The organism is Micromonospora desertarenae (assembly GCF_056150265.1).
This window is the reverse complement of sequence record NZ_JAXCFQ010000004.1, coordinates 56,749-70,930: the sequence shown is the minus strand read 5'-3', so window position 1 is coordinate 70,930 and position 14,182 is coordinate 56,749. Positions and strand designations below refer to the sequence as shown.

Sequence of the window (14,182 nt, the reverse complement as noted above, 5' to 3'; positions counted from 1 at the left end):
GGCGCCTCCGCGACGGCCGGTCGGGCACGGCCGGTGGGCCTATCCTCGGCAGGAGGAATGGGGAGGAACCGTGGTGGACGACAACGCCGACCGGGTCCACATGCCCGGCCAGCAGCCGGTACCGGAGCGGGACATCGAACCACTCTGGCCGCCCGAACAGCTCGAGGGCGGCACCGACGCCCCGCCCTGGGCCGCCCACTCACCGACCTCGGCCAGCGCCGCCCCACCCTCGCCCGCCGACTACCCCTCGCTGACCGGCGGGGTGTCACCGCCCGGCGGATTGACGACCCCGGATTCCTCCGCCGCCCCGGCCCCCGGCCAGGGCTGGGCGCCCCCGCCCGTGGCCGCCGCGCCCCCGGCAGCTCCCCCGCCCCCGGTGCCCGTGCCGCCGACTCCGCCCACCCCACCGGCCGGGGCGTCCGCGGCCAGCGGGCCGCAGACCCCGCCCGGCCAGCCGCCCGGTGTCCCGACGCCGACAACCGGAGCGGCGAGCGCGCCGGCGTCACCCGCCCAGCCGCCCGGCACACCACCCCCGGCAACCGGGCCGACGAATCCGCCAGCACCACCGCTCCCGCCACCCGGCCAACGGACACCGGCAGCCGGATCACCGGCCCCGTCAGCGCCATTCGTGCGACTGCCCGGCGCGCCCATCCCGGCGGCCGGATCGTCGGCTCCGGCCAGCTCACCTGCCCCGGCACCCGGTGCGCCGACGCCGGCCGGCACGACGGTGGCACCCGGACGGAACGGCACCGAAGCGGTCAGGCTGGGCGCCAGTACCTCGGCCGGACCGGACATAGCCACGGCCGACCCGGCCGCGGAACGGGACGAGACAGCCGGGGCTCCGGTGGCGGCCGGCGTGCCGGCTCGCCGTACCGGTCAGCCCGTCAGGGTCGATCTCAACCTGCCCTTCACCCTCGACCAGGACGCGATGGCCGGACCGGCACCGTCCCGCCCGCCGGCAGGCCCGGTGCCGGCTCTCGCCGCGACCGCGGACCCACCTCAGGCCGACCCGCCCGTGACACCCGACCCGGCAGCGCCCGACCACCCCACCGACGCCCCACGACCCGACAGCTCCGGCCCTGCCTCCGGTCCGTCCCCGGCCGCCGGACCGACCCCGGGCGCCAGCCGGGGTACCGAGTCGCCCTGGGCCCAGCCGCCGCAGCGATCCGCCGCCGTCGAGTCGCCCGACGGCACGACCGAACCGGCGCCGGGTTCGCCCGCCTCCGGCTCGCCGGCCGCACCTGCCCTGGTGCACGGCACCATCGCCACGACGCAGCACGGACCCACCGTCCCGCACCAGGGCACCGCCCTGACCCCGGAGAGCGGGCCGCAGCAGGCCGGCGAGGCCGCGTATGCGCCGGGCGGAGCCCCGGGCGCGGAGCAGCCACCCGCGACGCCGCAACCAGGAACGCCGCAACCAGTGACCGCGGAGCTTCCCGGCCCACGGCAGGACGCGCCGCCGGGCTCAAGGACGGACGCGCCGCCGCCGGGGCCGTTCCCGCCGCAGCCGGGCTGGTATCCGCCCGGCTGGCAGCAGGGCCCGCCGCAGGCCGGGCCGGCCCCGCAGCAGCCGTACCGGCCGGCGGACGGGGTGACCCGGGTGCCGCCGGCCCAACCGGACCCGGACTGGGGTCCGGCGGAGACCGCGCCGCCGACCGCCGAGGACTTCGCCCGGCGCCGGCAGGTGCGCCCGGCCGACCCGGTGGCCACCATGGGCGTACGGGCGGTGATCAACAAGATCGGGTTGCGCCTCCCGCCGGGGCGGCACGAGCTGGAGGTCAAGCGCGACATCGACATGGTCCGGCGCAACTTCGGCGGGTTGCGCCAGGTGACAGTGGTGAACCCGAAGGGCGGCGCCGGCAAGACGGTGGCCATCCTGCTGCTGGCCATGACGTTCGGCCAGAAGCGCGGCGGCTACGTGCTGGCCTGGGACAACAACGAGACCCAGGGCACCCTCGGGATGCGCGCCCAGCAGGACTTCCACTCCCGTACGGTGCGGGACATGCTGCGGGACCTCGGCCAGTTCCAGGGCGCGCACGGGCGGGTGGGCGACCTGTCGCAGTACGTCCGCTCGCAGGGTGAGGGGATGTTCGACGTCCTCGCCTCGGACGAGTCGGCCACCGGCGGCGAGATGCTCACCGCCGCGGCGTTCGCCGAGATCCGCGAGGTGGTCAGCCGGTTCTACAAGCTGATCTTCGTGGACACCGGGAACAACGTCCGGGCGCAGAACTGGCAGGCCGCGATGGACGCCACCGACCAACTGGTGGTCACCATGTCGGCCCGGAACGACTCGGCCGAGACGGCCGCCCGGATGCTCGACCACCTGGAGCAGAGCGGACGGCAGCGGCTCGTCCGGCAGGCGGTGAGCGTGGTCTCCATGCCCCCGTCCCGCAAGGAGATCGACCTGCCGGCGATCCAGGAGCACTTCGCCGCCCGTACCCGGGCGGTGCTGCTCGCCCCGTACGAGCGGCTCATCGACACCGGCGAGCCGATCCGGTACGGGGCGCTCTCCTCGGCCACCCGGGACGCCTGGCTCAAGATCGCCGCAGCGGTCGCCGAGGGACTGTAGGCACCGGCCCGACGGCGTGGGCGGACGGCCGGCCCGGAACGCCGGGCCGGCCGTCGCGCCGGGTCAGTTGCTGGCCAGCGCGTCCGCGGCGGCCGGGTCGCAGTCCCGCAGGAACTGGGCGCAGCGGGCCGCCTCGTCGGCCTCGCCGATCGCGTCGGCCGCCCGGGACAGCACGTAGAGGCAGCGCAGGAAGCCACGGTTCGGCTCGTGCGACCACGGCACCGGGCCGTGCCCCTTCCAGCCGCTGCGCCGCAGCTGGTCCAGGCCCCGGTGGTAGCCGGTGCGCGCGTACGCGTACGCCGGGATCACCTGGCCCTCGGCGAGGGCGCGGGCCGCCAGCGCGCCCCAGCCCGCGCTGTAGCTCGGGAATCGCGCCGCCACCTCGGCGTACGCCTGGTCGCTGCCGGCCTGCTCGGCCGCCGACAGGGCGGCGTCGGCCTCGTCGTGCGCGGGGAGGAGGGTGGCCGGTGGCTCCGGCAACAGGTTCTGCATCGTCCCATTCAACCCGCTTCGCACACCGACACGCGAGGGGGTCGGGCAGACCGGATGGCTGAACGGCTGAGGAGTTGGTCACGCCTGCGGCCTATGCCGCCGTCAAGAATCTTCCACTACAACTATTGGTCCGGAGCCTCCCCAGGACCCGGTTACGCAGGAGCCCGGTGGCCACGGCCGCCGGGCTCCTGTCCGTCCGGCCCAGGTTTGCCGGCTGGACGGCGTTGGGCACGATGATCCGGTGCCGACTCCACCACCCGCGGACGTCATCGAGCCGCACATCTGCACCGACGAGATCGAGACCCGGGCCGCCTTCGACGAGCGGCTGTCCACCGGCAGCCTCGCCGGGCTGACCGTGCAGGGGCTCCGGCTCGACCTGGATCCGGTGCCCGACCTCACCGCCGTCACGGTCACCGGCACGCTCTTCGTCGGCTGCCGGTTCGCCAACCGGGAGGTCGGCGCCGACCTGGTCCGGCGTGGGGCGAACGTGGTGCCGCCGTTCTCCGGGCTGCCGTACCCGACCCAGCCGTCGCACCTCTACACCCCGGAGGAGCTCGCCGCCGGCTTCGCCGAGGGCGGGTTCGCCGGGATGTACGACACCCGGGTCTACGAGCACTTCCGCGCGCACGGCGGGGCGCTGCCGGAGGTGAAGGAGGCGCTCGGCCAGCGGCTGCACGACCACGGCGTGGACAACGCGCTGGCCGACGCCACCCGCGCCTGGCTGGCCGTGCACGGGCCGCAGTCGGTGGTCGGGGTGATGGGCGGGCACGCGGTGCCGCGCGGCAGCGTGCCGTACCGGATGGCCGCCGTGCTGGGCTGGGAGCTGGCCCGGGCCGACCGGCTGGTGGTCACCGGCGGCGGGCCCGGCGTGATGGAGGCGGCGAACCTCGGCGCCTACCTCGCCCCCCGGCCGGCCGAGGAGTTGACAGCGGCGATCGACCTGCTCGCCACGGCGCCCGACTTCACCGACCACGACCGCTACACGGCGGTCGCGCTCCAGGTCCGTGAGCGGTACGCGCCACCCGCCGTGCCCCGCCAGCGCGGCCTGGACCTGGACTGGGCGCGCACCGGCGGGCTGGCCATCCCCACCTGGCTGTACGGGCACGAGCCGGCGAACCTGTTCGCCGGCCGGATCGCCAAGTACTTCTCCAACGCGATCCGGGAGGACACCATCCTGCGGCTGGCCCGGGGCGGGATCGTCTTCGCCCCCGGCCGGGCCGGCACCCTCCAGGAGGTGTTCCAGGCGGCCACCAAGACCTACTACGGCACCGACGGGGCGAGCGGTGCGTACGTCTTCCTGGACCGCGCCTACTGGACCCGGGAGCTGCCGGTGGAGTCGCTGCTGCGGCCGCTGCTGGCGGCCTCCCCGTTCGGCGACCTGTCGGCGACCGTGCACCTCACCGACGACGTGCACGAGGCCGTCCGGCTGCTCACCGGCGCGGCCTGACCGGGCCGGGAACGCCGACGGCCGGCCCCCCGAGCGGGGAGCCGGCCGTCGCGGACGTCAGGCCGTCACTTCATCTTGGTGCCGGTCGACCGCAGGGCCTCGCAGGCCTCCACGACCCGGGCGGCCATGCCGGCCTCGGCGGCCTTGCCCCAGACCCGCGGGTCGTACATCTTCTTGTTGCCGACCTCGCCGTCGACCTTGAGCACGCCGTCGTAGTTGCGGAACATGTGGTCCGCCACCGGGCGGGTGAAGCAGTACTGGGTGTCGGTGTCGATGTTCATCTTCACCACGCCGTAGTCCAGCGCCTCGCGGATCTCCGACAGCAGGGAGCCGGAGCCGCCGTGGAAGACCAGGCTGAGCGGCTTCTCCTTGCCGTACTTGGCGCCGACCGCCACCTGGATGTCGTGCAGCACCTGCGGGCGGAGCTTGACGTTGCCCGGCTTGTAGACGCCGTGCACGTTGCCGAAAGTCAGCGCCGCCATGTAGCGGCCCTTCTCGCCGAGGCCGAGCGCGTCGACCATGGCCAGGCCGTCCTCGACGGTGGTGTAGAGCTTCTCGTTGATCGCGTTCTCGACGCCGTCCTCCTCGCCGCCGACCACGCCGACCTCGATCTCCAGGACGATCTTGCCCTTGGCGGCCTCGATGAGCAGCTGCTCGGCGATCTCCAGGTTCTCCGCCACCGGCACGGCCGAGCCGTCCCACATGTGCGACTGGAACAGCGGCTCCTCGCCCCGCTGCACCCGCTCCTGGGAGATCGTCATCAGCGGACGGACGAACTTGTCCAGCTTCTCCTTGGGGCAGTGGTCGGTGTGCAGCGCGATGTTCACCGGGTAGTTCTTGGCGACCTCGTGCGCGTAGGCGGCGAACGCGGCGGCGCCGGTGACCATGTCCTTCACCGACGGTCCGGAGAGGTACTCGGCGCCACCGGTGGAGACCTGGATGATGCCGTCACTCTCCGCGTCGGCGAAGCCCTTCAACGCGGCGTTCAACGTCTGCGAGGACGTCACGTTGATCGCGGGGTACGCGTACCGGCCGGCCTTGGCGCGGTCCAGCATCTCCGCGTAAGCCTCGGGGGAAGCGATGGGCATGTCGAACGCTCCTTACTAACCGCTGTCGGCCGTGCTGGCCGCTGTTGTCCATTGGGTGCGCCGGACCGCGCTGTCCTCCGCCGGCAGTATCCCGTAGGAGCGCCGCGCCGGCACAACCGACCCGGCGCACGTCCGCACTTCGGCGGCGACGGGCCGAACGGGTACCGTCACCGGGCCTCCCACCGGTCCGGCAGGACGACGCTGATCAGCCAGGTGACCACGGCCATCACGATGGCGCCCCAGAACGCCGCCCAGAAACCGTCCACTCGGAACGGCAGGTCGAGCGCGCCGGCGATGGCGTCGGTGAGCAGGAACAGCAGCGCGTTCACCACCAGCGCGAACAGGCCGAGGGTCAACAGGTAGAAGACGCAGCCGACCACCTTGATCAACGGCTTCAGCACCGCGTTGACCACACCGAAGATCAGCGCCACGACCACCAGCGTGAGCGCGTTGTCGCCGCCGGACCGGCCGCTCACCTCCACGCCGGGCACGATCAGCGTGGTGATCCACAGCGCGACGGCGGTGATCGCCAGCCGGATCAGGAAGCCCACGCTGCCATCCTGGCACCGGGCGTACCGGCCGGTGGGGCGATTCCGCCGACTGGACGTCCGTCCCCGGACCGGCTTCCCTCCGCGTTGCGAGCGGACGACCGGCGCAGCCCGTACGGTGTGTGGTGACCGTCCGCCGAGATCCAGGGAGGGACTGATGGCTCAGCCCGAGGAGGACTTCGCCCCCAGCGACCACCTCACCCCGGAGGAGCGCGACCCGGAGGCGGAGCCGGCCGACGCGGTCGAACAGGCCGCGTCGATCGACCCCGCCGACACCGAGACGGAGCCGCACCGGGGCCTGGAGGTCGACGACTGGGACGCGATGGAGCAGGCCCGGGTGGTCGCCGCCGACGAGGACGACTACCGCTGACGCGCTCAGTGGAGCCGGGTGACCCGCTCCGGGTGCTGCCCGGCCCACTGCGCCAGCCGGTCCTCGCGTAGTGCGGCGAGGAAGGCCGGGGCGGCCGCCGGGTCCGGGCGCAGGACCCAGCGGTCGCCCGTCCTCGATACGACGGCCGGAAGGCTGAGCCCGACCGGTTCGACCGACGCCAACTCGGGGACCACCTGCACCAGGTCGAGCACGGATCCGCCGGTCGTGGCCACGGTCAGCTCCGGGTCGAGCTCGGCGAGGATGCGGGAGAACCGCACCGGGTCGTGCAGCACGCCCTGTTCACCGGCGCGCCGGATCAGGCCGGCCGCGAAGCGCTGGGCGTTGCGGTCCCGGTCGACGCCGCCGTCGGGCAGGTCCCGGCGCTGCCGGAGCAGGTCGAGCGAGGCCCGGCCGTCGAGGCGCTGGCAACCGGCCGGGAAGACCCGGTCGGTGTGGCTCGACCGGACCCGCTGCGGCAGGCAGACCTCCACCCCACTCAGCAGGTCGGTCAACTGGCGCAGCACCGGAAAGGTGATCACCGCGCCGGCGTCGACGCGTACGCCGGTCAGGTCGGTCACCGTCCGCCGGATCAGCTCGTAGCCGCGCGCCAGGTCGAGCCCCCCGTCCGCCCGCGCGCCGTACGCGGCGGCCGCGTTGAGCTTGTCCCGTCCGTAGCCCGGGATGGCCACCTCCAGGTCCCGGGAGAGCGAGACCAGGTACGGCCGGCTGCGGTCGGCCGGAATGTGCACGAGCAGCACCGAGTCGGCCAGCGGTGGCATCTCGTCCCCGCGCGAGTCGACGCCGAGCAGCAGCACGTTCAGTGCCCCGGCGGGAGCCCGCCGGCCCGGCTCGACGAGCAGGGTGGCGTCCCCGGCGACCCGGTCGGGCGTGAACTGCGGTATCCCGACCCCCAGCAGCGCGAGCAGGGCGAGCGCGGCCCCGCCGGCCCCCAGCCGCCGCCGGCGGCGGCGCCGGACGGCGACCAGCCGGGCGATCGCCGCCCGCACCGGCCCGGTGGGCGGGGTCAGCGGCTCGTGCCGGGCGAACGCGGCACGCAGGTCGTCTTCGATCACGGTCAGGCCTCCACGTACTCGGCGCGCAGCGTGGCCAGGGCGCGGGAGATGGACGAGCGGACGGTGCCGACGGCGCAGCCCAGGATGTCGGCGATCTCGGCGTCGGGCAGGTCCTCGTAGTAGCGGAGCACCAGGGTGGCCCGTTGCCGGCGGGGCAGCCGGGCGAGCCAGGACCAGACCTGGTCCCGGTCCACCGCGTGCTGGGCGTGGTCGGCCGGCGCGGGCACCGCGTCGTCGGACTCCGCGCGCAGCAGCACCCGCCGCATCCAGGAACCCCGACGCCAGTCGACGTACTGGTTGGTCAGCATCCGGCGTACGTAGCGTTCGGGCGAGTCCGCCCGGGCCACTCGCCGCCAGTTGAGCTGGACCCGGACCATGGTGTCCTGCACAAGGTCCTGCGCCTGGTGCGGGTCGCCGGTCAGCATGACCGCGTACCGCAACAGCGCGGCCAGCCGCGAGTCCGCGAACTCCTCGTACGTCACTGCACCTCCCGGGCTCTGCCCCAGTTGACGGGTACGGGTCGGCGGAACGTTGCGATCGGGTTGCGATCGCCCCGCCGGCCGGGCACGGCGGCCCCCCGCTACGGCGAATTCCGTGAGAGCCTGACCACGCTCCGCTGTCAACCGGGAGGACGCCACCATGCTCCGGCACTCCGTCCGACGCTGGCTCGCCGCGACAGCCGTCGCGGCCGCGATCGTCACCCTCGCCGCCGTTCCCGCCGCCGCGGCCGGGCAACTGAGGCTCGCGTCGCGGGACGTGCTCGTCGCGCCCGGCCACAGCGCCCTCGGCCAGATCGACGTCAGGTTCGACGGCTACCCCGCACCACACGGTGTACCGGTGACTTTGGAGATCGACGCCGCCGAGGCGGCGGCGCTGGGCGGCTTCGAGGTCACCGCCGGCGGGTGGCAGTGCACACGTGACCGTGACCTGGTGCGGTGCACGACGGCCTTCGACAGGTGGGGCTACACCCCTCGGCTGTACTACCAGGTGAGCGCCCGCGCCGACGCCGCGCTGGCCGAGGAGGCCGAACTGACGTTCACCGTGACCTCGACGGTCGGCACCGCCACCCGGTCCAGCACGGCGACCGTGGTCGAGGGGGTCGACCTGCAGACGGAGCCGCGGACCACTCTCCGCGGCGCTCCCGGTGCCCGGTTCGAGCTGTCCAGCACCGTACGCAACGCCGGTCCGGGGCCGGCGGACGGCGCCGTGCTGGTCCTCACCGCCGACTGGCTGCTGGAGTACGCCGGCAACTTCCGCAACTGCCGGCACCTGGAGAGCCGGCCCACCATCTGCCGGTTCGACACCGAACTGCGGCCCGGGGCGACGTACCGGCTCTCGGCGCCGCTGCCGCTCGTCCTCAACCCGACCGCGCGCAGCGGCCTCGTGCTGACCAACCGTCTCCAGTGGTGGACGCCCGACGACTGGGCGCTGGCCGAGCGGGCGGAACCGGGGATGTCACTGCCGCCCGACACCCCCGGCGGCACCGGGGAGGAACTGCGCCTGGTCGAGCAGCCGGCGACCCGGCAGACCGACACCGCGCCGTGGAACAACTGGACCGCCGTGGACCTCACCGTCACCGGCGACCAGACGGCCGACGTGGCCGCCATCGGCAGCAGCGTCCGCGCACGGGTGGGCGAGCGGGTGCCGGTAACCGCCGCGTACCACAACCTCGGGCCGACCCGCGTGGAGATCTGGCGGACGATACCCCTGCTCCGGGTACGCATCCCCGAGGGCACCACGGCGGTCGAGGTGACCCACCTGTGCGCGCCGATCGACGCCAACGGCTGGCCCCCAGTCGGCGACGACGGCGAGCCGGGCGCGCGGGAGTACGGGTGCCACAGCGGAACCGACTTCGCCAGCGCGGGCGAACGCTTCGAGTTCGCCTTCACCCTCCGGGTCGACCGACTGACCGGGCCCACCTCCGGCACGGTGACCGTCGACGTGCCCGCCGACACCAACCCGGCCAACGACACCGCGCGGATCACCGTCACCCCGGGCAACGGCGGCACCGGGGGCAGCGGCGGGGACGGTGGGGACGGCGGCTCGCTGCCCATCACCGGTGCCTCCACCGGCCTGATCGCCGGCCTCGGCGCTCTGCTGCTCGTCGCCGGGGTCGGCGGCTACCTGCTGAGCAGAGGCCGCCGCACCCGCTTCATCGCCTGACCACCCCCATCACCACCGGTGCCCCACCGACCCAGTCGGCGGGGCACCCCCGTTCCACCCCGCCCCAAGCGAGCACCGAACATTCGCCCGCCGGTCCCAGCCCCAACCACGACAGCACGCCCACACCCAGCCCCAGCCCCAGCCCGGGACCCAAGCAGCACACACCCACCGCCAGCGGCCAGGAAACCAACGGACGGTGCCGGCCCACCGAGGGTTTCCGGGGGAGCCCCGCCCGCGCAGGGAGCAAGCCTGACCGCCCGGAGCGGGCGGGGCTCCCCCGGAAACCCCCCGCCGCAACCCAAAGCCCGACCCGAAAACGGGACGACGCAAGATCGAAGGCACTGACACCATTGGCCGCGTGCTGCTCACCCTGACCACCACCCACCAGCCGGCGACCGACCTCGGTCACCTGCTGGTCAAGCACCCCGACCGGGCGCACTCCTTCGACGTGCCGGTGGGCACCGCGCACGTGTTCTACCCGGAGGCCGGCGAGCAGCGCTGCACCGCCGCCCTGCTGCTCGACGTCGACCCGCTCCGGCTGGCCGGCGGGCGCGGCCGCAGGCGGCAGCCGGCTCCGGAGGGTTTCACGCTCGGGCGGTTCGTCAACGACCGGCCGTACGCGGCGTCGAGCCTGCTCTCCTCGGCGCTGTCCAGGGTGTACCGATCGGCGCTGCGCGGCGAGTCCCGGGAGCGGCCGGAGTTGGCCCGTACGCCGATCCCGCTGGAGGTCAACGTTCCGGTGCTGCGCTGCCGTGGTGGCGCCGACGTGGCGGTCCGGCTGTTCGCCCCGCTCGGCTGGGCGGTCAGCGCCACCGCCATCCCGCTCGACGAGCAGCACCCGGAGTGGGGCGACAGCCGGTACGTCGACCTGACCCTGACCGGCACGATGCGGGTCGCCGACGCGCTCAACCACCTCTACGTCCTACTGCCGGTGCTGGACGACGCCAAGCACTACTGGGTGGCCCCGGACGAGGTGGACAAGCTGCTCCGGGCCGGCGCCGGCTGGCTGGCCGACCACCCGGAGCGCGGCATGATCACCCGCCGGTACCTGGCACACCGGCGGGCCCTGGCCCGCCTCGCCGAGCAGCGGCTGGCCGACGAGCCGGCCGCCGCCGAGCCCGACGCGGTGGACGAGACCGCCACCGAAGGCGGCGTGCGCCAGCCGTCGCTGGCGGCGCGCCGCCGGGAGGCGGTCCTCGCCGTGCTCACCGAGGCGGGCGCGAGCCGGGTGCTGGACCTCGGCTGTGGCGGGGGCGCGCTGCTCGCGGCGCTGGTCGGCGACCGCCGGTTCACCGAGGTCGTCGGCACCGACGTGGCCACCCACGCGCTGGCCCTGGCCGCCCGGCGGCTGCGGCTGGACCGGCTGCCCGAGCGGCAGCGCGACCGGGTCCGGCTCTGGCAGTCGGCGCTGACCTACCGGGACGACCGGCTGCGCGGCTACGACGCGGCGGTGCTGATGGAGGTGGTCGAGCACGTCGACCCGGCCCGGCTGCCGGCGCTGGAGGAAGCCGTGTTCGGTCACGCCCGTCCGGGCACCGTCGTGGTGACCACGCCCAACGTCGAGTACAACGTCCGCTACGAGGGCCTGCCGGCGGGCCGGTTCCGGCACCCGGACCACCGGTTCGAGTGGACCCGCGCCGAGTTCGCCGCCTGGGTCGACCGGGTGGCCACCACCTACGGCTACCGCGCCGAGATCCGCGGGGTCGGCGACGACGACCCGCAGGTCGGCGCCCCGACCCAGCTGGCCGTGTTCACCCGGAAGGAGGAGAGCCGATGACCACCCTCGACATCCCCGAGCTGGCCCTGGTGGCGCTGGTCGGCATCTCCGGCTCGGGCAAGTCGACCTTCGCCCGCCGGCACTTCGCGCCGAGCCAGGTGCTCTCCTCGGACGCGTTCCGGGCGATGGTCGCCGACGACGAGAACGACCAGTCCGCCTCCGCGGACGCGTTCGACGCGCTGCACCACGTGGCCGCCACCCGGCTGCGGCGGGGCCGGCTCACCGTGGTGGACGCGACCAACCTCCAGCCGCACGCCCGGGCCGCCCTGGTGCGGGTGGCCCGCGAGCACGACGTCCTGCCGGTGGCCATCGTGCTGGACGTGCCCGAGGCGCTGGCCTGGGAGCGCACCGGAGCGCGCGCCGACCGCACCTTCGGCCGGCAGGTGCTCACCCGGATGCAGCGCGACCTGCGCCGCTCGTACGGGCAGTTGGCCCGGGAGGGCTTCCGCAAGGTGCACGTGCTGCGTGGCGTGGACGAGATCGACGCCGCCCAGATCCGCTACGAGAAGCTGTTCAACGACCGGCGCGAGCTGACCGGGCCGTTCGACATCGTCGGCGACGTGCACGGCTGCCGTGCCGAGCTGGAGGCGCTGCTGACCCGGTTGGGCTGGCGGCTGCACCGCGACGAGCGTGGCCGGCCGGTGGACGCGACGCACCCGGCGGGGCGTACCGCCGTCTTCGTCGGCGACCTGGTGGACCGCGGCCCGGACTCGCCCGGCGTGCTCCGCCTGGTGATGGGCATGGTCGCCGCCGGGCACGCGATCTGCGTGCCCGGCAACCACGAGCAGAAGCTGCTGCGCCGGCTGCGCGGCCGCGACGTGCGGCTCACCCACGGCCTGGCCGAGACGATGGAGCAGTTGGCGTTGGAGCCGGACGCCTTCGTGGCCGAGGTGGCGACCTTCGTCGACGGCCTGGTCAGCCACTTCGTGCTCGACGGCGGCCGGCTGGTGGTGGCGCACGCCGGGCTGAAGGAGGAGTACCAGGGCCGCGCCTCGGGGCGGGTGCGGGCGTTCGCGCTGTTCGGCGAGACCACCGGCGAGACCGACGAGTACGGCCTGCCGGTGCGCTACCCGTGGGCGCGCGACTACCGGGGCTCCGCGATGGTGGTCTACGGGCACACGCCCACCCCGGAGCCGGAGTGGGTGAACAACACCATCTGCATCGACACCGGTTGCGTCTTCGGCGGCCGGCTCACCGCGCTGCGCTACCCGGAGAAGGAGCTGGTCTCGGTGCCGGCCGCGCGGGAGTGGTACGCCCCGGCCCGCCCGCTGACCGCCGCCCCGGCCCGACCCGACCTGGTGCTGGAGCTGACCGACGTGACCGGCCGGCGGCACGTCGAGCACCCGTACGGCTCGCTGACCGTGCCGGCGGAGAACGCCGCCGCCGCGCTGGAGGTGATGAGCCGGTTCGCGGTGGACCCGCGCTGGCTGGCCTGGCTGCCGCCGACGATGGCGCCCTGCTCGACCTCGCGGCGGGACGGCTTCCTGGAGCACCCGGCGGAGGCGTTCGCCGACTACCGTGCGGCCGGCGTGGACCGGGTGGTCTGCGAGGAGAAGCACATGGGCTCGCGGGCGGTGGTGCTGGTCTGCCGGGAGCCGGACGCCGGGCCGTTCGGGCCGGGCGGCGGGGTGGTGCACACCCGCACCGGCCGGCCGTTCTTCGGCCCGCCGCTGGACGACGAGTTGCTCGGCCGGGTACGCGCGGCGGTGACCGCGGCGGGCCTCTGGGCCGAGCTGGAAACCGACTGGCTGCTGCTCGACTGCGAGCTGCTGCCCTGGTCGGCCAAGGCGGGCGGGCTGATCCGCGAGCAGTACGCCGGGGTCGGCGCGGCCGGTCGGGCCGCGCTGCCGGCGGCGCTGGCGGCCCTGGACGCCGCCGCCGGTCGGGGCCTGCCGGTGGCCGAGCTGCGCGACCGGATGACCCGCCGCCGGGACGAGGTGCTGGCCTACTCGGCCGCCTACCGGGCGTACGTGGGGCGGACCGACGGGCTGCGCGGGGTGACCCTCGCCCCGTTCGCGGTGCTCGCCGGGGCGAAGGCCAGCTACGCCGACCGGGACCACGGCTGGCACCTGGCGCTGGCCGACCGGCTCTGCGCCGCCGACCCGGAGTTCTTCACCGCGACCCGGCGGCAGGTGGTGGACCTCGCCGACGACGAGGCGGTGGCCGCCGCCACCGACTGGTGGCTGGCGCTCACCGCGGCCGGCGGCGAGGGCATGGTGGTCAAGCCGTACGCCGGGCTCGCCGCACGCGGCGAGCGGGGTTCGCTGCTCCAGCCGGGCATCAAGTGCCGGGGCCGGGAGTATCTGCGGATCATCTACGGCCCCGGCTACACCGAGCCGGAGCAGCTGGCCGCGCTGCGCGGCCGGTCGCTGGGGCGCAAGCGCGGGCTGGCGCTGCGCGAGCACGGGCTGGGGCTGGCGGCGCTGGACGCGCTGGTCGCCGGTGCGCCGCTATGGCGGCGGCACGAGCTGGTCTTCGCGATCCTGGCCTGCGAGTCGGAGCCGGTCGACCCGCGGCTGTAGGCGGGGGCGAGGGCGGGCGGCGGCTCGTGCCGGCGGGCACCCGGCCGGGCCGGTGCGGGTGTGACGTCGAGCACCGCCGCGCGGGGCGGCCACCTAGACTACGGACGTTCCGTCACCGAACCGGCATTCATCG

At 74.7% G+C, this 14,182-nt stretch carries 11 protein-coding genes; 6 read left to right on the top strand and 5 right to left on the bottom strand.

Annotation, left to right across the window (positions count from 1 at the left end):
* Nucleotides 1–100 precede the first annotated feature (100 nt).
* Complete coding sequence (locus SM577_RS09060; protein ID WP_474586865.1) at nucleotides 101–2,569, top strand: MinD/ParA family ATP-binding protein; 2,469 nt, start codon at nucleotides 101–103, stop codon at nucleotides 2,567–2,569.
* Between the two features lie 63 nt (nucleotides 2,570–2,632).
* Here the strand turns inward: SM577_RS09060 and SM577_RS09055 are convergent, their stop codons facing one another.
* On the bottom strand, nucleotides 2,633–3,061 hold the full coding sequence (locus SM577_RS09055; RefSeq protein ID WP_302922974.1) for a DUF3151 domain-containing protein: 429 nt from the start codon (nucleotides 3,059–3,061) through the stop codon (nucleotides 2,633–2,635).
* A 241-nt stretch (nucleotides 3,062–3,302) separates the two neighbouring features.
* On the opposite strand from SM577_RS09055, the gene SM577_RS09050 reads away from it, so the two are divergent.
* The gene (locus tag SM577_RS09050) at nucleotides 3,303–4,508 is read left to right on the top strand and encodes an LOG family protein (RefSeq protein ID WP_474586672.1); all 1,206 of its coding nucleotides are present in this window, start codon (nucleotides 3,303–3,305) and stop codon (nucleotides 4,506–4,508) included.
* 65 nt (nucleotides 4,509–4,573) lie between these two features.
* Here the strand turns inward: SM577_RS09050 and fbaA are convergent, their stop codons facing one another.
* Both fbaA and SM577_RS09040 read right to left on the bottom strand, forming a co-directional pair.
* Nucleotides 4,574–5,596 carry a class II fructose-bisphosphate aldolase gene (gene fbaA, locus SM577_RS09045; protein WP_474586671.1) on the bottom strand — a complete coding sequence of 341 codons (1,023 nt, stop codon included), beginning with the start codon at nucleotides 5,594–5,596 and terminating at the stop codon, nucleotides 4,574–4,576.
* A 167-nt stretch (nucleotides 5,597–5,763) separates the two neighbouring features.
* Nucleotides 5,764–6,147, bottom strand: coding sequence for a phage holin family protein (locus SM577_RS09040; RefSeq protein ID WP_302922971.1), 384 nt, complete (start codon nucleotides 6,145–6,147; stop codon nucleotides 5,764–5,766).
* Between the two features lie 154 nt (nucleotides 6,148–6,301).
* Here SM577_RS09040 and SM577_RS09035 point away from each other — a divergent pair, with 154 nt between their 5' ends.
* A complete protein-coding gene (locus tag SM577_RS09035; RefSeq protein ID WP_302922970.1) occupies nucleotides 6,302–6,514 on the top strand; it encodes a hypothetical protein in 213 nt (70 codons plus the stop codon).
* Between the two features lie 5 nt (nucleotides 6,515–6,519).
* Here SM577_RS09035 and SM577_RS09030 read toward each other — a convergent pair whose 3' ends face one another.
* Both SM577_RS09030 and SM577_RS09025 read right to left on the bottom strand, forming a co-directional pair.
* Nucleotides 6,520–7,587: an LCP family protein gene (locus tag SM577_RS09030; protein ID WP_302922969.1), complete on the bottom strand. Its 1,068-nt coding sequence runs from the start codon at nucleotides 7,585–7,587 to the stop codon at nucleotides 6,520–6,522.
* 2 nt (nucleotides 7,588–7,589) lie between these two features.
* Nucleotides 7,590–8,069 (bottom strand): SigE family RNA polymerase sigma factor, encoded by a 480-nt coding sequence (locus tag SM577_RS09025; RefSeq protein ID WP_302922968.1) that lies wholly within the window; start codon nucleotides 8,067–8,069, stop codon nucleotides 7,590–7,592.
* A 157-nt stretch (nucleotides 8,070–8,226) separates the two neighbouring features.
* Here SM577_RS09025 and SM577_RS09020 point away from each other — a divergent pair, with 157 nt between their 5' ends.
* The 3 genes from SM577_RS09020 (at nucleotide 8,227) to SM577_RS09010 (ending at nucleotide 14,049) form a co-directional block, all read left to right on the top strand.
* Nucleotides 8,227–9,750, top strand: coding sequence for a cell wall anchor protein (locus SM577_RS09020; protein ID WP_474580101.1), 1,524 nt, complete (start codon nucleotides 8,227–8,229; stop codon nucleotides 9,748–9,750).
* A gap of 358 nt (nucleotides 9,751–10,108) precedes the next feature.
* Nucleotides 10,109–11,527, top strand: coding sequence for a 3' terminal RNA ribose 2'-O-methyltransferase Hen1 (locus tag SM577_RS09015; RefSeq protein ID WP_474586670.1), 1,419 nt, complete (start codon nucleotides 10,109–10,111; stop codon nucleotides 11,525–11,527).
* Nucleotides 11,524–14,049, top strand: a complete 2,526-nt coding sequence (locus tag SM577_RS09010) for a polynucleotide kinase-phosphatase (protein ID WP_474586669.1) — start codon at nucleotides 11,524–11,526, stop codon at nucleotides 14,047–14,049. Before SM577_RS09015 ends, SM577_RS09010 begins: the two co-directional genes overlap by 4 nt.
* Nucleotides 14,050–14,182: the final 133 nt, after the last annotated feature.

Excerpts from the sequence above, each read along its gene's own strand:
- SM577_RS09035 (WP_302922970.1), top strand. The coding sequence starts at position 6,302 with ATGGCTCAGCCCGAGGAGGACTTCGCCCCCAGCGACCACCTCACCCCG.
- SM577_RS09055 (WP_302922974.1), bottom strand. The coding sequence starts at position 3,061 with ATGCAGAACCTGTTGCCGGAGCCACCGGCCACCCTCCTCCCCGCGCAC.
- SM577_RS09010 (WP_474586669.1), top strand. The coding sequence starts at position 11,524 with ATGACCACCCTCGACATCCCCGAGCTGGCCCTGGTGGCGCTGGTCGGC.
- fbaA (WP_474586671.1), bottom strand. The coding sequence starts at position 5,596 with ATGCCCATCGCTTCCCCCGAGGCTTACGCGGAGATGCTGGACCGCGCC.
- SM577_RS09020 (WP_474580101.1), top strand. The coding sequence starts at position 8,227 with ATGCTCCGGCACTCCGTCCGACGCTGGCTCGCCGCGACAGCCGTCGCG.
- SM577_RS09060 (WP_474586865.1), top strand. The coding sequence starts at position 101 with ATGCCCGGCCAGCAGCCGGTACCGGAGCGGGACATCGAACCACTCTGG.